The organism is Pseudarthrobacter oxydans, from assembly GCF_034258515.1.
Classification (GTDB): domain Bacteria; phylum Actinomycetota; class Actinomycetes; order Actinomycetales; family Micrococcaceae; genus Arthrobacter.
This window is the reverse complement of the sequence record NZ_CP139438.1, coordinates 3,846,500-3,867,198: the sequence shown is the minus strand read 5'-3', so window position 1 is coordinate 3,867,198 and position 20,699 is coordinate 3,846,500. Positions and strand designations below refer to the sequence as shown.

General features: G+C 65.2%; 13 protein-coding genes. 7 read left to right on the top strand and 6 right to left on the bottom strand.

What is annotated here, in order from left to right:
- Positions 1-508 precede the first annotated feature (508 nt).
- A complete protein-coding gene (gene metH, locus SMD14_RS17645) occupies positions 509-4,171 on the top strand; it encodes a methionine synthase (RefSeq protein ID WP_321214498.1) in 3,663 nt (1,220 codons plus the stop codon).
- 144 nt (positions 4,172-4,315) lie between these two features.
- On the opposite strand, the gene SMD14_RS17640 is transcribed toward metH, so the two are convergent.
- From SMD14_RS17640 to SMD14_RS17630, 3 genes are all read right to left on the bottom strand, one after another.
- Positions 4,316-6,937 (bottom strand): GH32 C-terminal domain-containing protein, encoded by a 2,622-nt coding sequence (locus tag SMD14_RS17640; protein WP_321214497.1) that lies wholly within the window; start codon positions 6,935-6,937, stop codon positions 4,316-4,318.
- Positions 6,938-7,191: 254 nt separating this feature from the next.
- Positions 7,192-7,485 (bottom strand): antibiotic biosynthesis monooxygenase, encoded by a 294-nt coding sequence (locus tag SMD14_RS17635; protein WP_321214496.1) that lies wholly within the window; start codon positions 7,483-7,485, stop codon positions 7,192-7,194.
- Positions 7,486-7,533: 48 nt separating this feature from the next.
- On the bottom strand, positions 7,534-8,532 hold the full coding sequence (locus SMD14_RS17630) for a LacI family DNA-binding transcriptional regulator (RefSeq protein WP_321216301.1): 999 nt from the start codon (positions 8,530-8,532) through the stop codon (positions 7,534-7,536).
- 164 nt (positions 8,533-8,696) lie between these two features.
- On the opposite strand from SMD14_RS17630, the gene SMD14_RS17625 reads away from it, so the two are divergent.
- The 5 genes from SMD14_RS17625 to SMD14_RS17605 all read left to right on the top strand — a co-directional run bounded on the left by SMD14_RS17625 (position 8,697) and on the right by SMD14_RS17605 (position 14,330).
- Complete coding sequence (locus tag SMD14_RS17625) at positions 8,697-9,815, top strand: substrate-binding domain-containing protein (protein WP_321214495.1); 1,119 nt, start codon at positions 8,697-8,699, stop codon at positions 9,813-9,815.
- 106 nt (positions 9,816-9,921) lie between these two features.
- Positions 9,922-10,968, top strand: coding sequence for an ABC transporter permease (locus SMD14_RS17620; protein WP_321214494.1), 1,047 nt, complete (start codon positions 9,922-9,924; stop codon positions 10,966-10,968).
- Complete coding sequence (locus SMD14_RS17615; protein ID WP_321214493.1) at positions 10,965-11,759, top strand: ATP-binding cassette domain-containing protein; 795 nt, start codon at positions 10,965-10,967, stop codon at positions 11,757-11,759. Before SMD14_RS17620 ends, SMD14_RS17615 begins: the two co-directional genes overlap by 4 nt.
- Positions 11,760-11,863: 104 nt before the next feature.
- Positions 11,864-12,823, top strand: a complete 960-nt coding sequence (locus SMD14_RS17610) for a carbohydrate kinase (protein WP_321214492.1) — start codon at positions 11,864-11,866, stop codon at positions 12,821-12,823.
- Positions 12,824-13,097: 274 nt separating this feature from the next.
- Positions 13,098-14,330 carry a saccharopine dehydrogenase NADP-binding domain-containing protein gene (locus SMD14_RS17605; RefSeq protein WP_321214491.1) on the top strand — a complete coding sequence of 411 codons (1,233 nt, stop codon included), beginning with the start codon at positions 13,098-13,100 and terminating at the stop codon, positions 14,328-14,330.
- 94 nt (positions 14,331-14,424) lie between these two features.
- Here the strand turns inward: SMD14_RS17605 and SMD14_RS17600 are convergent, their stop codons facing one another.
- Entirely contained in the window at positions 14,425-15,249 is an 825-nt protein-coding gene (locus SMD14_RS17600) for an alpha/beta hydrolase (RefSeq protein ID WP_321214490.1), read from the bottom strand.
- A gap of 391 nt (positions 15,250-15,640) precedes the next feature.
- Between SMD14_RS17600 and SMD14_RS17595 the strand changes: the two genes are divergently transcribed.
- Positions 15,641-17,206, top strand: coding sequence for an alpha/beta hydrolase domain-containing protein (locus SMD14_RS17595; RefSeq protein ID WP_321214489.1), 1,566 nt, complete (start codon positions 15,641-15,643; stop codon positions 17,204-17,206).
- Between the two features lie 34 nt (positions 17,207-17,240).
- Here SMD14_RS17595 and SMD14_RS17590 read toward each other — a convergent pair whose 3' ends face one another.
- A complete protein-coding gene (locus tag SMD14_RS17590; protein WP_321214488.1) occupies positions 17,241-20,075 on the bottom strand; it encodes an ATP-binding cassette domain-containing protein in 2,835 nt (944 codons plus the stop codon).
- Complete coding sequence (locus SMD14_RS17585) at positions 20,072-20,650, bottom strand: hypothetical protein (RefSeq protein WP_321214487.1); 579 nt, start codon at positions 20,648-20,650, stop codon at positions 20,072-20,074. Before SMD14_RS17585 ends, SMD14_RS17590 begins: the two co-directional genes overlap by 4 nt.
- Between the last annotated feature and the right edge of the window lie 49 nt (positions 20,651-20,699).

The following is a 20,699-nucleotide window of genomic DNA, read 5'->3' as shown; positions in this document are numbered from 1 at the left end:
GATAAGCCGGGAAGAGACGCGAGACGCCCTTGGCGAGATGGTCCTCGTGGCGACCGGACGAGCGGCGCAAGGTCAATCCCAAGTCACCGGTCGTGCAGGAACTTAAACCCAGCAGTTAGACCGAACGTCGGACGCCGACATCGCGATATCTGTAGTCTCAGTTTCTGAGGGATTTCTAGCACTACTCATCGAATCCCGAGTGGGACATACGACGAGGTTTGGAACTAAGCGAGGGCGCTGACTTTCATGTATAGCCTCGGGCACCCGTTGCGCAACGCAGCGCCTCGGCCAGCCAAGAAGAACCGGACGGGGGCAGCCAGGGCGCCGGTAGCCTTGAGGAGTCCCCTCTTGGCCGCAGCTTTACACACAAGGTCCATTCTCGGTCTTCCGCCAAGACATCAACCGGAGGCAGGGCTTGAGTGAAGGATCTTAGGAGAAAGGTCCCCACCCCCTCGTAGTACACGGACACACAGCGCAACGTTCCGGCCCCCACACGTAACCTGTTTAGATGCCTCGTTTTGCGCTTGATATTGAGTCCGTGCCCCGCCCTGCCCGTTCGCAGGAACTCCTGGACGCCGTGAACCACCGGGTGGTCATTGCCGACGGCGCCATGGGCACCATGCTGCAGGGCCGGGACCTGTCGCTGGAGAAGGACTTCCTGGGCCTCGAGGGCTGCAACGAGATCCTCAATGACACGCGCCCGGATGTCCTCGCGGACATCCACGACGCGTACTTCGCCACAGGCATCGACGCCGTCGAGACCAACACCTTCGGCGCCAACTGGTCCAACCTCTCCGACTACGGCATCGACGACCGCATCGCAGAACTCGCCCTTAAAGGCGCGAAGATCGCCCGCGAACGCGCGGAAGCAGCCGAAGAAACAGACGGCCGGATGCGCTGGGTCCTCGGCTCCATGGGCCCCGGCACCAAGCTCCCCAGCCTCGGCCACACCAGCTACGACTACCTCAAGCAGACCTTCGCCCTGCAGGCCGAGGGCCTCATCGACGGCGGCGCGGACGCCTTCCTCATCGAAACCAGCCAGGACCTCCTGCAGACCAAAGCCGCGGTCAACGGCTGCAAGCAGGCCATCGTCACCCGCGGCATCCGGCTCCCCATCTTCGTTGAGGTGACGGTCGAAACCACCGGAACCATGCTCATGGGTTCCGAAATCGGCGCCGCGCTCACCGCCCTGGAACCGCTCGGCGTCGACGCCATCGGCCTGAACTGCGCCACCGGACCGGACGAGATGAGCGAGCACCTCCGCCACCTCTCCAAGCAGTCCTCCGTGGCCATCGCCTGCATGCCCAATGCCGGCCTGCCCATCCTCGGCGCCAACGGCGCGCACTACCCGCTCACGCCCACCGAACTCGCCACCGCACACGAGCAGTTCGTCCGCGAATTCGGCCTGGGCCTCGTGGGCGGCTGCTGCGGTACGACGCCGGAACACATGGCCGCCGTCGTCGAACGCCTTGCGCCCTTCCGCAACGCCGCCAGAGGCACCAACACGGCCGCCACCGGGGACGGCAAGGCACAGCCCGCCCGCGTCCCCACCGAACGCGAAGCCGGCGTCGCCTCCCTCTACCAGCACGTCAACTTCGACCAGGACGCCTCCTACCTCGCCATCGGCGAACGCACCAATGCGAACGGCTCCAAGGCGTTCCGCCAGGCCATGCTCGAAGAGCGCTGGGACGACTGCGTGGACATCGCCCGCGAGCAGATCCGCGTCGGCGCGCACCTGCTGGACGTCTGCATCGATTACGTGGGGCGCGACGGCGTGGCGGACATCAAGGAGGTCGTCTCGCGTTTCGCGTCGGCCTCCACCCTCCCGCTGGTCATCGACTCCACCGAACCGCCCGTGCTGCAGGCCGGCCTGGAACACATCGGCGGCCGCCCTGTGGTCAACTCCGTCAACTACGAGGACGGCGACGGCCCGGACAGCCGCTTCGCGCGGATCATGCCGCTCGTGAAGGAACACGGCACCGCCGTGATCGCCCTGACCATCGACGAACAGGGCCAGGCCCGCACCACCGAGGGCAAGGTGGCCATCGCCTCACGCCTCGTCGACGCCCTGGTCGGCGAATGGGGGATGCGCGTCGAGGACATCATCGTCGACGCCCTGACCTTCCCGGTCGCCACCGGCCAGGAAGAGACCCGCCGGGACGGCATCGAAACCATCGAGGCCATCCGCCAGATCACCGCCAAGTACCCCGGCATCAACACCACGCTCGGCGTCTCCAACGTCTCCTTCGGCCTGAACCCCGCAGCGCGCATCGTCCTGAACTCCGTGTTCCTGCACGAGGCCGTGCAGGCGGGCCTGACCAGCGGCATCATCGACGCCGCCAAGATCGTCCCGCTCGCCTCCCTGCCGGAGGAACAGCGCAAGGTGGCCCTGGACCTCGTCTGGGACAAGCGCGAATACGACGCCGAGGGCAACACCACCTACGACCCCCTCGCCATCATGCTGGACATGTTCGCCGGCGTCGACACCGCGGCGCTCAAGGACCAGCGCGCGGCCGAACTCGCCGCGCTGCCCACGGGCGCGCGCCTGGAACGGCGCATCATCGACGGCGAAGGTAAGGGCCTCGAAGAAGACCTGGACCTGGCGCGCAGCGAGGGCATGACCCCGCTCGGCATCATCAATGACCACCTGCTCGAGGGCATGAAGGTGGTGGGCGAGCGCTTCGGCGCCGGCGAGATGCAGCTGCCGTTCGTGCTGCAGTCCGCCGAGGTGATGAAGAACGCCGTCGCCCTGCTCGAGCCGCACATGGAGAAGTCGGATTCCTCCGGCAAGGGCACCATGGTGATCGCCACCGTCCGCGGCGACGTGCACGACATCGGCAAGAACCTGGTGGACATCATCCTCACCAACAACGGCTACAAAGTGGTCAACATCGGCATCAAGCAGGGCATCGCCGAGATCATCGCCGCAGCCGAGCAGCACAACGCCGACGTGATCGGCATGTCCGGGCTGCTGGTGAAGTCCACCGTGGTGATGAAGGAAAACCTTGCGGAGCTGCAGTCCCGCGGCCTGGCCAAGAAGTGGCCTGTGATCCTCGGCGGTGCAGCACTGACCCGCGCCTACGTGGAGCAGGACCTGGCGGAGCAGTTCGACGGCGTGGTCCGGTACGCCAAGGACGCCTTCGAGGGCCTGTCCCTCATGGAGCCGCTGGTCCGCCTGGCCCGCGGCGAATCGCCGGACGACGTCGGCCTGCCGCCGCTGAAGAAGCGCATCCACAAGGGAGGCGCGAAGTTCACTGTGACGGAGCCGGAGGCAATGCCCGGCCGGTCCGACGTCGCCTCCGACAACCCAGTGCCCGCGCCGCCGTTCTGGGGCACGCGCATTGTCCGCGGCGTTTCGCTGCACGACTACTCGGCGTTCCTCGACGAGCGCGCCACCTTCATGGGGCAGTGGGGCCTCAAGCCCGGCCGCGGCGAGGACGGCGCCTCCTACGAGGAACTGGTGGAACGCGAGGGCCGGCCGCGCCTGCGCTACTGGCTGGACCGCATCCTCGGCGAGGGCATGCTGGACGCGTCCGTCGCCTACGGCTACTTCCCGGTGGTTTCCGAGGGGGAGCAGGTGGTGGTGCTGCACCACGGGGAGGATCGCGACGGCGTCCTGGGCACAGCGGGGCTCCTCGCCCCCGACGGCGGTTCAGGCGGCCCGATCGGCAGCGACCGGCTGCGCTTCAACTTTCCGCGCCAGCGCCGCGACCGGCACCTGTGCCTGGCTGACTTTGTGAAGTCCCGCGAATCCGGCCAGATTGACGTGCTGCCGGTGCAGCTGGTCACCGCCGGCTCGAGGATCGAGGAGTTCACCGCCAAGATGTTCGCCGCCAACCAGTACCGCGACTACTACGAGCTCAACGGCCTGGTCATGCAGCTCACCGAGGCGCTGGCGGAGTTCTGGCATGCCCGCATCCGCAAGGAGCTGGGCTTCGCCGCCGAGGAGCCCAAGGACACAGCGGGGTATTTCAAGCTCGACTACCGCGGTGCGCGGTTCTCGCTCGGCTACCCCGCGTGCCCGGACATGGAGGACCGCCGCAAGGTGACGGAGCTGCTGAAGCCCGAGCGCATGGGCGTGGTCCTCAGCGACGAGCTGATGCTGCACCCCGAACAGTCCACCGACGCGTTTGTGTTCCACCACCCGGAGGCGAAGTACTTCAAGGTGTGATTTGGAGCCGGTCCCTGGCGGGGGCGGATCGGGCACTGTCGAGGAGTCTGTTACACCTGAAAAGCTGAAGGGACTGGGCCCGGTGTATTACCGAACCCAGTCCCTTCAGCTCCAGCTCGCAGGTGAGCTGGTCAAGCGTGTGTGCTATTTCTTCTCGGGGAGGAACATTGCCTTTTCCAGCGGTGTCACGGTGAGTGATTTGAGCTGGGCGGTACCGCCTTCGGCAAAGAGGGCCATCTTGTCGGCTCCCGGGTTGGGGAATACCTGGTCGGTAATGGTCTTCAGCCCGTTCTGGGCGAATACCTCCACAGATGAGCGGTCAAGGTAGATCCGCATGGTGATGTTGCCGTTCTTATCTACCGTGACGGGGGCGTCCTCGATGGATGCGAAGGCCGGGTGGAATGTGGTGTTGCCGGAGTTTGTGCGGTCAACGAACATCTTGCCGGTCGTGGCGTCGTAGCCGATGACGGTGGAGGAGGTTCCGTCGCCTAGGACGGTGATACCGGATTTTGTTGCGGTCCCGGGGGCGAAGGTGATGTCCACCTGCTGCACCTGGCCTGCCGACTGTGCAGGCAGCGGGTGCGTGCCTGCGGAAATCGGGCCGCCCTTCTTATCGCTGTAGGTGACCTTCGTTCCCAGCTGTTCCACTTGCTTTACGGCGCTTTGGGCGAGGCGGGGGCCGTCAGGGGTCTGGGTGAGTTTCACTTCGCGGGGGAGGGCCATGGCGCTGCGCCAAGGGTTGGTTGGGGTGTTGTTTGCGTAGTCCCAGTTGCTCATCCAGCCCAGCATGATCCGCTTGTCGTCGGGCATGTTGGCGAAGGATACGGTGGCGTAGTAGTCCCGTCCGTAATCCAGCCAATCGTAGGACTCCAGGCGGGACGCCGCTGGCGCGGGGCTAGCTGTGAACTCATCCGCGAGTATGTGCCCCCAGCCGAACCGGTTGTTGTCCACGACCTTGATTTGTGCCTGCTGGCCAACGAATTCCTTGACATCCCATGATGCCCAGTCCAGGTTCTCACTGTCGTTGCCTGTGGCCGTACGGACCACCTGTCCGCTTACTACCAGGTTCACTGTTTCTTCATCGGACCTGGGAACAGCGGCAGTGTCGGTGAGCATGACGTGGTCAAGGGTCAGGTGTCCCCACCCGCCGGTAGCCTGGTCAACGATACGCAGTTGGGCGTTCTGCCCGGCGAATTCGGAGACGTCCCAGCCTTTCCAGTTCAGCAACCCGGAGTTGTTGCCGGCGAGGGAGCGGACCACGTTGCCATTGATGAGCAGTTCAACTGCGAGGGTCTGTCCGGAGTCCGCGGAGCGGTTGCCGCCTCCTACCAACATGCTCATGAAATTTTTCGTGATGGGGAACTCGGGTGATGTCAGGGTACCTTGGCGGTCATCGCCGGGCACCGTACCTGTTTCGAACGTGTTGATCCGTTTGGCGCCGATGTAATAGTCCCCGCCGCTGGTGGCTGGCTGGAAATTGGGGGTCAGGTCTCCTGTGCCGGCCCAGCCGGCATCGGCCAGCGTAGTTCCCTCGGGAACCTCAAAGCCTTCAAACTTGAGCTCTCCCTCGGGCGGGTTATTGTCCAGCTTGTCGGAGACATGGGGGTGTTTGCCTCCGCCCACGAGGAAGTTCAGGTAGTCGTCGGTGACGGTGAATGTGGGTGACTGCATGGAACCGAGGGGCCAGTCCCCGTCATTGAAGGAGTTAATCAGTCCGCTGCCGCCGAATCCGGTTACGGGGCTTTGGCCGGGCAAGGAACCGGTCGCTGGGGCATCACCGAAGGGGCCATTCTTCCAGTTGCCCGGTTCGTTGTTCGTTGTCCAGCCGTTGTAGGTTCCGTCGTTGAATCCGGCCAGGACTGTTCCGGCGGGTGGGGCAGCGGCTGGTTTGGTGGTTTCGGAGGTGAACGTGGTGCCGTCGAAGTTGCCCACGAAGTATTGGACCGCAGAGCCGCCAGCGACACCGCCGGGGTTGATGCTGACAATCATGACCCATTTGACGTTGTTCGGGTCACCGTCAACAGCTAAGGGGAACAGATCGGGGCATTCCCACTGCCCGCCGGTGGCGTTGGCGGGCCCGAAGTCGCTCAGTGCGGTCCAGTCCTTGAGGTTGTCGGACTTGTAGAGGACAACCTTGTGCTCCTGCGATTCCACCGCGGTCATGACCCAGTAGCCTCCGCCGGCCGGGTTGTCGTACCAGAAGACCTTCGGGTCGCGGAAGTTGGGTGAGTTCCGGTTCAGGACGGGGTTGCCGTCGTACTTGGTCCATGTCTGGCCGTCGTCCAGGCTGTAGGCCAGGGACTGGGCCTGCAGGCCGCGGTACGGGGACGGTTCCTTGTAGGCACTTGTGTAGATCGCGATCAGGGGCGGGTTTTCCGCGGTGCCGAGTCCGGACGTGTTGTTTTTGTCCACGACCACGCTGCCGGAGAAGACATCCTCCTGCGCGTCAAATGAAATTGCGAGGGGCTGCTCCTCCCAGTGGACGAGGTCCTTGGACGTGGCGTGGCCCCAGGACATGTTCCCCCAAGTGTTCCCGGAGGGGTTGTGCTGGTAGTACATGTGGTAGACGCCCTTGTGGAATACGAGCCCGTTGGGGTCGTTCATCCAGTTCTTTTCCGGCGTGTAGTGGATAGCCGGCCGGTGCTGCTCATCCCCGAGTTCGGCGGCGGACGCGGGCATGGCGCCGGCCAGTGCTGCGGCGAGCGAGAGGCTGGCCAGTGTCAGTGCTGAGACGCTGCGCGTGCTCCGCATTGTGGATTGTTTCATTTTGCTTGTGTCGCCCTTCATTGCGCGTGTCTAGCCAGTAGACAACGTTGTCAGCCAATGCGTTGGACTGTAAAGAATGTCTATCGGACAAGTCAACGGTCATTTTGAGGCCGATTTTCTTGAGTCTGATGGCGGCGCGGGGCATGGGACGACGATCAGCCCCGCGTCCGCAGGACGGGGGCTGAGGCGTATGAATCGGCGGCTTTGAGGAAACCCTAGGTGGTGCCTACCCTATGGCCGCTGTTCTAGCTGGGCTATACGACCGGGTTGAGCCAGGTCAGCTCCGACGCGTCACCTTCGATGTGACGGGTCAGTTCCTCGTTGAACCTGGCTCCGTAGTCGGCGTTGATGTGCTCCTGGAACGCGGCTTCATCCCGGTAGACCTCGAAGACGAAGTATTCCCGGGGATTCTCTTCGCGGGTGTACGGAAGAAACAGTTCGTTGCCTGGTTCCTTCCGGACGTGCTGGGTCAATTCGACCATCATTTCGGCAACGCGGGCCTCACTGCCGGCTTTGACGGTGAACTCGGCATACAGGGTTTTGGCCATGATCTCTCTTCAGGTTGGTTTTGCAGAGGTGAAGTTTTTCAGAAGGGGTTATGCCGGCGGGCGAATTTCGCCGGATCCCCTTTGGATGAGCTCGGAGGGGACAATGTAGGTCCGCGGAGGTTGATCGTCGCCATCGATTCTGGCCAGAAGTCGTTCGGCCGACATAACGCCGATCCGGTCAGGGTGTTGAGCGATGACCGTAACCCCGGGGTCCATCATGTCGGCAAGCGTGAAGTCGTCAAAACCGACAAGGGCAACGCGCTTGTGTACGCCAAGCTCCCTCAGCGCACGCATCGTTCCGAAGGTGACGAGGTTCTGGCTGGAGAAAATTGCCGTCGGAGGATCCTCGGAACTCAACAGTCCAAGGGCTGCATGCCTCGCTGCTTCCTCATCATGAAGATCATCGATGACGGGTAGTGCGGAGGTTGGAATTCCTGCCCTGCCGACCTCCTCAAGGAAGCCTCGCCGGCGCTCCCGCGCGGTCTGAATGTCTGTGCGGTCGCCCAGGTAGGCCAACTTGGTGTGTCCGTGCGTCAGCAGATGTGCGGCCGCTTTGGCCGCGCCCACTGCGTTGTCAGTGACCACAGCATCTGCCTCAACCCCTGCCGGCTCGCGGTCAATAAAGACCATTGGCAGGTTTCTGGAGTGCTCAGGGATCATATATGCCTGGTTTTTAGCGATCGGTGTCAGGACAAGGCCGTCGACCCGCCTGCCCAGGAAAGCTGCGATGATGGCTTGCTCCCGCCGAGGGTCATCGTCGAGACTGGCGGCGAATACGGCTATTCCCCGGGCACCAAGCGCATCCTCCATGGCCCGGTGTATCTCGCCACTGAACGGGTTGGAGACACTGGGCAGCAGGAGGCCAACCGAGAGTGTCCTTCTGCCCGCTCGGCGGAGGCTGCCGGCTGTGACATCCAGCTGGTAGTTGAGCTGCGCGATGGCATCGAGCACCTTTTGCCGGGTGGCCTCGGATACCCCAGCCTCGTCGTTGATCACTCGTGAAACGGTTTTGATTCCCACACCCGCGAGTGCCGCCACGTGACGCATCGTGGGCCGCGTCGGGGACAGAGGTGGCTGGTAACGATCAGACATCGTTGTCAAGAAAGTAACTCCTTCTCGTTCTTTTCCTATTGACTCTAACGTGTGATCCTGCTTACCTCGGTATGACATCGTTGTCGAGGCCATGGAGGCCTCAAACACCAGGAGATTCAATGTTGAGTTCCAAGTCCCCCCTTGCAACGTCCACCCGCATCTTTGCGGCAGGAGCGGCCCTTACCTTGGGAACGCTCAGCCTTTCGGCTTGTGGAGGAAGTTCCACCGCGCCAGGTGCCGGCGAAGGGACGTCAGATGAAAAAGTCGGCGTCTCCCTGATCGTCAAGACCACGACAAACCCGTTCTTTGTTTCGATGCAGGAGGGTGCGAAGAAGGCCGCGGAGGCCGGCGGTGTAGACCTCAAACTCGCGGCGGGCAAGGCTGACGGCGATGAGGATACGCAGATCCAGGCCATCGAAAACGCCATCTCCAAGGGCGACAAGGGCATCCTGATCACACCCAACGGCCCCTCGGTGGTCGACGCGCTGAAGAAGGCGAAGGACGCCGGCCTCTTCGTCATCGCATTGGATACCCCGCCGGACCCTGCGGACGCTGCCGACATCACGTTCGCCACCGACAACTTCGCCGCGGGCGAGCTGATCGGCAAGTGGACCGCCGCTCAGCTGGGCGGGAAGAAGGCCACGATCGCGCTCGTTGACCTCTTCGACGACAAGATTGTCTCGGTTGACTACAACCGCGACCAGGGCTTCCTGACGGGCCTGGGCATCGACACTGCGGATAAGAAGAAGAACGGCGATGAGGCCAAAACCGGAAAGTACACCGGCGGCAAGGGCGGCGACTACGAAATCGTCGGCAACCAGGCCTCGCAGGGCAACGAGGACGGCGGCCGCACGGCCATGGAAACCCTCCTGTCAAGCAATCCTGACATCAACGTCATTTACACCATCAACGAACCCGCCGCTGCGGGCGCCTTTGAGGCCCTGAAGTCAGCCGGCAAGGAAAAGGACGTGCTGGTCGTATCGATCGACGGCGGCTGCGCTGGCGTGAACAACGTCAAGTCCGGCGTCATCGGCGCCACGGCACAGCAGTACCCGGTCAAGATGGCCGAGCTCGGTGTCAAAGCAATTGTGGACCTGGCCAAGACCGGTGAAAAGCCGGCCAACTCACCGGGCCTGGACTTCTACAACACCGGTGTGGAACTCGTCACCGACAAGCCGGCCGACGGCGTCAAGAGCATCACCACCACCGAAGCCTCCGGAATCTGCTGGGGTAAGTAGAACCCCGGCCATGCACCCGGGGAGGCCGCACCGCTGTGGCCTCCCCGGGGCACAACCCCCGCGTTAGCTACACGCCAGCAACTATCACCAAAGATCAGGACCAACCGTGACCCAGCAACAGACCGCCGGCCCCCCCAGCGCAGGGCATGCCGACCTGGCGGAGGAATTCCTTGACCGCCAGACACCGCTTAGCCGCATCCGAAACATCCTCCACCGTTACCCCGCCGTCAGCCCCGCCTTGGTCCTGCTCATCGCCGTGGTCGTGTTCGGCCTCCTCAATGACAGGTTCCTGCGGGTCGAAAACCTCTCGCTGATTACCCAGCAGGTCTCCGTCGTCGGCACCCTTGCCATCGCCCAGACACTCATCATCCTCACAGCCGGCATCGACCTGTCCGTCGGAGCCGTCATGATCCTCTCCTCCATGGTCGTAGCCCAGCTCGCCGTCAACAACGGACTGCCCGGCCCTGTAGCACTGCTCGCAGGCCTCATCGTGGGACTCGCCGCCGGAGCCCTGAACGGATTCCTGGTCACCAGGTTCCGGCTCCCACCCTTCATCGTCACCCTGGGCACGCTGAACATCTTCATCGCCCTGACATTGCTCTACTCCAACGGAGCGACCGTGCGCGGCTCGGCCATGCCGGACCTGCTGACCTGGACCGGCAGCACCTTCCCCGTAGGGCCGGTGCGTATCTCAACAGGCGTCGTCGTGATGCTCCTGCTCTACATCGCCATCGCCTTCATCCTGGGCAAAACCGCCTGGGGCCGGCACGTCTACGCTGTGGGCGATGACAAGGAAGCCGCCCGCCTGGCCGGCATCGCGGTGAACAAAGTCCTCATGAGCGTCTACCTCGCCGCCGGCGCAGTCCTGGCCATCGGCGCCTGGATCCAGATCGGCCGCACCAACGCCGCCAGCCCCAACGCCGGTGTTGACCTGAACCTGGACTCCATCACCGCCGTCGTCATCGGCGGAACCAGCCTCTTCGGCGGCCGCGGCTCCGTTTGGGGAACACTCCTCGGCGCCCTGATCGTCGGGGTGTTCCGCAACGGACTCTCCCTCGCCGGCCTGGACGTTCTGTACCAGACCCTCGCCGTCGGCGTCCTGATCATCCTCGCTGTGTCCATCGACCAGTGGATCCGAAAGGTCAAGTCATGACCATGACAGAACCAGCAGCCCCGCACACCGCCACCCGTGAGCCCATCCTGAAAGCCAGGAACCTCGTCAAGACCTTCGGCCGGGTCGTCGGCCTTGACGGCGTCAGCCTCGACCTGTACCCGGGCGAGGTCCTGGCGATCATCGGCGACAACGGTGCAGGCAAATCAACCCTGATCAAATGCCTCACCGGAGCAGAAGTCCCGGATTCCGGGGAACTCTTCGTCTCAGGACAGCCAGTGCACTTCAAGCGGCCGCAGGACGCCCGCGCCCACGGCATCGAGACGGTGTACCAGAACCTCGCGGTGTCGCCGGCACTCGACGTGGCCTCAAACCTGTTCCTCGGGCGGGAAGAGCGGGTCCCCGGCCTGTTGGGCAGTGTCTTCCGTGTCCTGGACACCAAAGGCATGCGCCGCAAAGCCAAGGACGAGCTCACCCGGCTCGGTATCTCCACACTCCAGGACGTGACCGTCCCGGTGGAGAACCTCTCCGGCGGCCAGCGCCAGGCTGTCGCCGTTGCCCGTGCGGCTGCTTTCGGCTCAAAGGTCGTTGTGCTGGACGAGCCCACGGCGGCCCTGGGCGTACGCGAATCCAACCAGGTCCTACAGCTTGTCCGCGACCTCCGGGACCGCGGCCTGCCGGTCATCCTGATCAGCCACAACATGCCCCACGTGTTCGACGTGGCGGACCGAATCCACATCCAGCGCCTCGGCAAATGCGCGGCCACCATCACACCACAATCCCACAACATGACCGATGCGGTTGCGATCATGACCGGTGCAGCCACCGCCTGAACAATTGCTTGCCCCGACGTCAGTCCGCGCACCGGGTTCCCGGTCCGCGGACTGACGTCGCTTGAACAGCCCCCACACGATTAGCTCCTCACGAGAGACAGACCATGGATTACCTCACAACAGCCCGGCAAGACGCTCACCGGACGCTTGACGTCACTGTCGTAGGCGAAGCGCTGACCGACGTGGTCACCACCTCCCACGGCCAGGTGGAACACCCGGGCGGCTCGCCGGCCAACGTTGCCTACGGACTCGGCCGCCTCGGCGTCACCACAGGTCTGCTCACGGCCATCGCCCCTGATGCCCGCGGAACCGCGATCGAAAACCATCTCCACAGCGCAGGCGTCACACTTCTGCCCGGTTCCAAGTTCCTCACCCGGACACCGTCGGCAACAGCAACCCTCGCACCGGACGGCTCCGCCACGTATGAGTTCGACATCTCATGGGATCTTGGGCCCACGCCGCCCGCGTACTTCCCGAAAATCCTGCACACGGGATCCATCGCCACGTTCCTTAGCCCTGGTGCCAGCGCCGTAAAAGCCCTGATCGAACAGGCCCACCGACACTGCATGATCACCTACGACCCCAACATCCGGCCGGCCCTGCTCGGCAGCCACACGGAAGCGAAAGCCATTTTCGAAGACCTCGTGGCCCTCACGGACGTGGTCAAACTCAGCGATGAGGACGCGCAGTGGCTTTACCCCCGGAAAAGCTTGGACGAAACCGCAGCACATATCCTCGGACTGGGCGCCCGGTTGACCGTCATTACCAAGGGCGCCGAAGGCTCACAATTCACCTCCGCCGACTCTAACATCAGCATCCCTGCCGTGAAGACGACAGTTGCAGACACCATCGGCGCTGGGGACTCCTACATGTCAGCACTGATCTTGGGCTTCCTCACCCGAGGAACCGAAGGCTTCGCCCCGGCTGTCCTGGAGCAGCTTGGACACACCGCAGCTGCAGCCGCGGCCATCACCGTGCAGCGCCCGGGAGCGAACCCACCGACCCTTCAGGAACTAAACGCTGCAGTTGAAGCCAACGTCCCTGCTCAATACGCAGGTGCCTGAAGCACATCCATCAACGAAGGCTCTTCACGGTGGCGGCAACCTAGTCGCTCTGACGGGGGCTGGTCCTGCCACTACTTCCTGCGTTAGATGCGTGATTCTTTTGTCTATTGGGAGTCCTACTCAAGAGCCAAGAATGGTATTCCCTCAATCTGCCGCGGCGGGGCAAACCCGTGCTGACTGATCACGGGGTCGGAACTGGTGGGGACCTCATTCTGCGGACCAAGGCAAGGAGCCGTGTGTCAGCTTGGAGTTGCCGCTGTGAAAGGCTGCAGTTATGGACACCTCATCTCGGGAACATGACCTCGTTCTCTACGGGGCGACGGGTTTCGTTGGCAGACTGATCGCCGCCTACCTCGCCGAGCATGCACCGGCCGGTATGCGAGTCGGACTCGCGGGCCGGTCCTCGTCCCGGCTCGAGGCGGTTCGGTCGCAGTTGCCGGCCGCGGCGCACGGGTGGGCCCTCATCGAAGCCGACTCGGGGGATGCAGACTCAATCCCCGCCCTGGCTGCGAACACCCGCGTGCTCTTCACCACCGTCGGTCCATACGCAAAACACGGACTGCCCGTCGTCGAGGCCTGTGCCCGGGCCGGTACCCACTACGCCGACCTCGCCGGTGAGGTGTCCTTCATCCGGGAGGCGATCGATCGCTACGACGCTCTGGCCAGGACGACCGGGGCACGGATCGTGCACTCCTGCGGCTACGACTCCGTGCCGTCCGACCTCGCCGTACTGCTGCTTCACCAGGCCGCAGAAGCCGATGGCGCTGGCGGTTTAGCCGAGGTCCAACTCGTTGCTAAGGCCAAGGGCGGCCTCAGCGGAGGCACGCTCGAATCGATGCGCGGGCAGCTCGACGCGGTGCGATCGAGCACCGCCCTGAGGTCACTAGCCGCGGACCCCTACGCTCTGAGCCCCGACCGCACCCGGGAGCCGACAACACCACAGCCACCCGACGCCGGTCCTGCGCGCCGTTCGGCTGACGGCACCTGGACCGCGCCGTTCATCATGGCCCCCGTCAACACCCGGATAGTGCGCCGCAGCAACGCATTGCAGGGTTGGGCCTACGGCCGCTCCCTTCAGTACGGCGAGGTGATGGGGGTGGCCCCCGGACCGGCAGGAGCGGTCCTCGCCGGGGCAATGGCACTCGGGCTTCGGGCATTCACGGGCGCGATGGCCTTCCCGCCCACCCGGAAGGTCCTCGACCGCTTTCTTCCGGCACCGGGTACGGGTCCGAGCATCAGCACGCAGCGCGCGGGCTGGTTCCACTCCCAGGTGACCGCCCGCACCGAGGACGGCCAGCGTTACCAGGCGATTGCTGCTGGCCCCGGTGATCCCGGCTATGCCGCCACCGCCGTGATGGCAGGGGAGACTGCACTCGCTCTTGCCCTCGACGGTGACCGGCTGCCAACCGCTAAAGGGTCGCTGACACCGGCCACCGCACTCGGCAACGTGCTCATACAGCGACTCCGCGCGGCCGGCCACACCTACCAGGTAACCAAACTCGCCTGAACCCGGATCCTGCAGCTCGCCTGAAATGGGCAATCATTGACTGAACCTGCCTCGACCGGGCAAAACCGGGCGGGGGAGGGGCCAGCGGCGCCTGTCAGGAACGGGTATCGAGGTAGTGGAGAATCTCCCGGGCCGTTTCCTCCGGGGCGCTGACGTGGGGGCAGTGCCCGGTGGCCTGGAGCTGCACCAGGGTGCTGTGTTCCAGATTCTTGTGCAGGTAGGCGCCCACTTCCGGCGGGGCAAGCCGATCGTCGGAGCACTGCAGAATCAGGCAGCTGGTGCGCACCTTCTTCAGTTCAGGGCGGGTGTCGGAGAAAAAGGTTACCCCGGCGAAGTGCCGGGCGATGGTCGGATCTGTCCTGCAGAAGCTGCCACGCAGATCCTCCGCCAGCTCCGGCTCTTGCGGGTTGCCCATCACCATGGGCGCCAAGGCCGCGGCCCAGGCGAAATAGTTGCTGTCCAGGGATGCCAGCAGGCCCTCGATGTCTTCCCGCGAAAACCCGCCCACGTAGCCGTCGTACGGGTCATCCGTATGGCGGGGTGAAGGAGCAAGCAGGACCAGGTGGGAGAAAGGGTTGGGGTCCTGCACTGCGGCGATCACGGCGATCATCGTGCTGACACTGTGGCCCACCAGGATGACGTCATCGAGTTCAAGGGCGGCGCAAATCTCCAGCAGGTCCGACGCGTACCCATTCAGGGACCCGTACTTGTCCCAGTCATAGGCGCTGATGTCGGAGTGTCCTGCACCAACATGATCAAAAAGCACCAGCCGGTAATCATCAACAAAATAGGGCAGCAGCTTCCGCCATATAGCCTGATCGCAGCCAAAACCGTGGGCGAACATCATCACAGGCCCATCATCCCGGCCGGATATGGTGACATTGTTCCGGCCGATTACCGCAGCAGCTGCTTCGATCACATTCTCCCTGACCCTCCGTAGAGTGGCATCCTGTCCCAGACTATCCACGGGGAATTGCGAATCCTAGGGATCCTCCCACTATGACCTTCACAGCGACATTGATCCATCCCGCTGCAAAAGCCTGCGCCCCCTTGACCGCCCGCGCTGGAGACCGGCTTCACCCCTATTTACAGGATTTGCGGTTGATGCTCGCTGCGCCACCGTTGGCGCCATGACAGTCAATACCTACCCTTGACCGTTTCGGTCAACCATATCTACTGTGGAGTAACATCGCTCCCTGACGTTGTCACGTTTGAACTGAGCGTCGATCTCGCAGCAAGGGCACACGGCGCCGAAGCCTGTGTTCCGGAGCGCGCCGGGCAGTGCAGCCCGGATCCGAGAAGGAGCATCGATGAACACCCGTGCCCGAGCATCCATCCTGCTGACGCTGTCCCTCGCCTTTGCGGGCCTCAGCGCGTCAGCCGTTCCAGCCAACGCAGAGGCTCCCGCTCCGCCCGGGCAGGGCGCAGAGTCTGCCGGGGCGACGCCGGTACCCACTGTGCAGGGTCCCTTGGCGGCTACCGCCGAGTCGTACCCGTTCGGTGCGGCCAGCCATCAAGAGGTTTCCCAGGATCTATCGAAGCTCGGTTATGACGAGGAGGAGTATCTGGTCAGCGGCACCTCGAATGTCTACAGCTGGCCCACCGCGGGTCCCGCCCAGATCCGAACCTCCGACGCCCCTTACACCACCCGCGTCCTGGTCCGTAAGCCGGCCGAGGGCCAGAAGTTCAGCGGCAACGTGGTAGTTGAGATGCTCAACCCCAGTAATCTGTTCGACCTCAACATCGGCTGGGCAATGGCCCATGAGCAGATCGTCGCCAACGGAGACGCCTGGGTAGGCATCACCGCCAAGCCGATTGCCGTTGAGGCGCTCAAGAACTTCGATTCGGCGCGGTACGAGGCCTTGTCCTTCGCCAATCCGCTGCCGCTGACCGATCCCCGCAACTGCGCAACGGTGGCCGCTGACTCGTCCCGGACGACGGAGAACGGCCTGATCTGGGACATCTACTCGCAAGTCGGCGCTTGGCTCAAGAGCAATGATCCTGCCAACCCGCTGCGCTACGGATCGCCGACCACCCGCGTGGAGCACGCCTACGGCTTCGGCTATTCCCAGACCGGAGGCTTCCTGGTCAACTACATCAACGGCGTCCACCCGCTCGTCGTCGAATCCGACGGCGAGCCGGTCTATGACGCATACATGGTCGCTGTGGCGGGTGGCGCGTTCGCTGGCGCGTACCCCATGAACCAGTGCGAGACTGCCCCGCCCGCCAACGACGTCCGCCGCCAGTTCAAGGACGTCGGGGTGCCCATCATGCGGATCATGTCCCAGTCTGACTACCTCCGGGGCATCGGATCCCGGCGCGCCGACAGCGACGCTCCAGGGGACCGGTACCGGCACTACGAGATGGCGGGCGCCGGCCACGCCACACCGGACGAGCTCACCTTCTCGGCCTCATCCGAAGACATCATCGCCGCGGGCCGGTCTGTCCCGCCCGCGTCCTGCAACGAGGGGCCGCGCAGCAGGTTCCCCAGCTCCATCTTCTTCAACTCCGCCCTGCAAAACCTCGACCTCTGGGTCCGGGAGGGCATCGCGCCGCCGCGCGCTGAACCGATCCTCGTCCGCGACGGCGCGCCGGTGCTGGACGAGTTCGGCAACGTGCAGGGCGGCCTGCGCTCGCCGTTCCTCGACGCTCCGACGAGCACCTGGTACGGCACTGCCACCGGCGCGTCGTTCTGCTTCATCGCCGGCTACGAGCGGCCCCTTGGGCAGGACGTGCTCGATGGCTTGTACGGGAACCACGGCGACTACGTGGCGGCCGTGAAGAGCAGCGTTCGAGCCCTCGAGGACCAGGCATTCCTGACGGACTACGATGCCCGCCGTCTCCTTACTGAGGCCGCGCAAAGTACGACACCCTGACGAGCCATCGGGTCGGCGCGTTCCATCAGTAGCCTCAAACCCCGATGTGAAGCCGGTCTTTGGCCTGGGCGGAATGAGCCTTTTCGGCTTGACCGCCTGCGCTGGAGACCGGCTTTACCCGCCGGAGCGCGGCAAGGATGGCCCGCCCCACCACCGCGATGCCGATCACCGTCGTGACGGCGCGCAGGGTGTCCCAGCCCGCCGTCGACGTCACCAGCGAGTACAGCAGGAAGCTGCTCAGGTTGGTGCCCAGCGGCGCGCCGGGCACATACGAGATGCCGGTGCCGGCGCCCACCGCGAAGGGCCAGAACCACAGGTTGGTCAGCAGGCCGAACAGGTAGGACGCCACCACACCATAGCCGGCCAGCATCCACAGTTCGGCCCTGCCGCGCACCCGCCGGGGGAGCAGCCCCGCCCCCGCACCCACCCACGCACAGGCGAAGATCTGGAACGGAGTCCACGGCCCGATCCCGCCCCACAGGGCACTTGAGAGGGCGATGGTGGCGGCGCCGAGCAGCATGCCGAACCGCGCGCCGAACGCCCGGCCGGCAAGGATCAGCAGGATGAACACTGCTTCGACGCCCCCGACGCCGGTGCTCGCCACCCGGACAGCCGTGCCGACGGCGGCCAGGACGCCGAGCAGCGCGACCGTGTGTGCGGAGCGGACTGAGCCGTCCAGGGACACCACGATGGCGACGGCGGCGAGCGGCGCGATTGCCAGCGCTGCATAGGGGAGGGCGGCGGCTGCGTCCTGCGGGAGGGCCGCGGCGAGCAGCGGCCAGCAGAACGCTGCGAGGGCTACGAGGTTTGCGGTTCCGAGGACGGCGAGTTCGACGCCGCGCGGCAGCCGGATGCGGGGCTTTGTTGCTGCGCCGGTGTCCGGTTCGGTGATTGGCTTTGGCCGGGCGCCCGCCTGCCGGGGAAGCAGGGCAAGCGGTTCCGGCGCGTCAGTCACCGGCGGGGAAGGCGCGACGCCGTCACGCATCGGGAGGATCCGGGCGCCGAGACCGTGGGCAAAGTCGTGGTCGTGCGTGGCAATCAGGACAGCGGTACCGGAATCCGCCGCGGACCGGAGCGCGGCCGAGACCGCCTTGCGCGCAGCCGGATCGAGCCCGCGGGTGGGCTCGTCGATCAAGAGCACCGGGGGACTGTCCATGGTCTGCAGCGCGATGGCCAGGACCCTGCGCTCGCCAGCGGACAGGTCCCGAGGATGCTCGTGTCCAATGGGCATAGTGACGTCGCCCCGCAGCCGGGCCAGGCGTGACGCCGCAGAGCCGGGCGCGGGCTGTTGGCCGTTCTTTCGGCGCGCAAGGCGCCGCTCGGCCGCACGGAGCTCTCCCTCGACCGTATCCCTGGTGAAGAGGTCGTCCGAGGCGTCCGGCACCAGGGCGACGCGACCGCCGTCGGCCGTTTCGCCGTCGTTGGTTTTTACTCCGCCCTCCCCCTCACCCAAGGCAAGCGCCACGAGCAGGGACGACTTCCCGGCCCCGTTCGGCCCCACCAGGGCCACCACTTCGCCGCGGTACAGGGCCAGGGACGCGTCGCGCACCAGCGGCGTGCCCTTGCGGTGCACCGCGAGGTTGGTCGCTGTCAGCACGGGCGTGTCGCCCGCAGGCTGTGCCGGCGCTGGATGAGAAGCATCGCGGTGCGAAGGCGGCGACGGCGCGGCGCCCGGCACCAGGGCGCCGTCGGCGATAGTCCACCAGGAGTCGGCAACCGGGACGAGCGCTGCCGCCCGGTGCTCCGCCACGATGATGCAGACGCCGTCACCGGCGAGGGCATTGAGCACGGCGATTACGTGCCTGCGGGCCGTGGTGTCGAGGTCTGCCAGCGGCTCGTCCACCAGGAGCAGGGGAGGCTGCTCCACCACCGCGGCGGCGATGGCCACGAGCGTTGCCTCCCCCGCCGAGAGGGTACTGATGTTCCGGTCCAGCAGCGCCGAGACCCCGATGCGCTCGGCGACCTCCAGCACCCGGGCCTTGGCCGCGGCTGATGGCATGCCGCGCAGCTCAAGGGCAAGGGAGATCTCGTCCCGCACCCGGGTGCTGGCGAAGGCGGCGCGGGGATTCTGCAGGACGACGCCGATGAGCCGGGCGGTATCGCGGGGCGGCGTGGCGGCGCGGTCCGTTCCGGCGATGCGCACGGTGCCGGAGATCTCGCCGCCGTCAACGTGGGAGAGCAGGCCGGCAATGCCCCGCAGGATGGTGGACTTGCCGGAGCCCGTGGGCCCCGTAATGACAGTGATGGACCCGCTCGGCGGCGTGAACCCGGCAACGCGGACCTGTGCGTCGCCGATGCGGAACCGGGCGTCGCGCACCAGGAGCGGGCCGCCGTCGTCGTTCCCTGGTTGGTGTGCGGCGCGGCTCCCGAAGCCGCGCAGCTCCAGGGCGGCGGCAACCCGGGCCGCGTGTTCAAGGGTGCGCTCGAGTACGGGCACCAGGGCGCGGGGCCCGAAGCGTTCGCCCCGCAACCGGAACGCCAGGCGGACGGAGGTCACGGCGTCGGCCAGTGCGGGGAGTGCCGCCCACGCCACGACCAGGGTGCGGGCCAAGCCCTGCATGGGGCCGCGGCGGGCCAGATGCACGAAGCCGCGGGCCACGTCCACGAATGCGTTTAGCAGGCCGAACCCGATGAACAGCCCGGCAATCGGCAGGGCGGACAGGACCGCCGCCCACAGCCCGGGCCCGGTGACCGGACCGAGGAACACCACGTGGGCGTACGGGGCCGGCAGCCGCATGGCTGGCAGGTCGAGCAGGATGGGCGAGCCAAGGCCCGCGCCGTTGAAAAGGACGCGGTAGATGACCCGCGCCGCGATGAACACGACGGCGAGAGCAATGCCGGCGCGCAGCGGCGCGGGTCGGAAGGTCATGCCGCGGGGGCGGCCGGTTCGCCGTCGACGGTGAAGAGCAGTTCCAGGCTCTCGCCGGGGCTGAGCTTGAGGCTGTCCAGGCCTTCCTGCGCGTATTCCCAGGCGCCGGCGTCCTTCTTTAGCCAGAGGGACCAGTAGGCGAAGGCGGCGGGCATGCCGGTGCACTCTTCCTTGTACGTGCCGGCCTTGTGCTTGATGTCGAAGTCCGCGGCGGGTACACCGTTCACCCGGCACACCAGCTCGTTGGGGTACTGGGTGGTGCCAACGGTCTTTACATTGGCTTCCTCGAGCACCTTGGATGCAGCGGTGGGACCGTCCACGGGCACGCACACGGACTTGTCAGCCGCAGCCTGCTTCAGGGCGCCGGAATCGACGATGACCTTCACGCCGTCGCAAGGGCCGGCCGTGCCGGATGCTGTGCTGGGTGCGGCGCTCGACGAAGCGGCTGCGGAGGAGGCCGGCGCGGAAGTGGTGGGCTGGCTGGCGGCCGGCGCGGAACAGGCGGCGAGGGTAAACAGGAGACCGGCGGCGGCGAGGGAGCTCGCGGCGGCGGTGCGCATCTTAGTCAAAGTCACTTGTTAAGGGTAGGGCGTTGCCTGTCCTTATCTGGATGCGGTGGCGTTG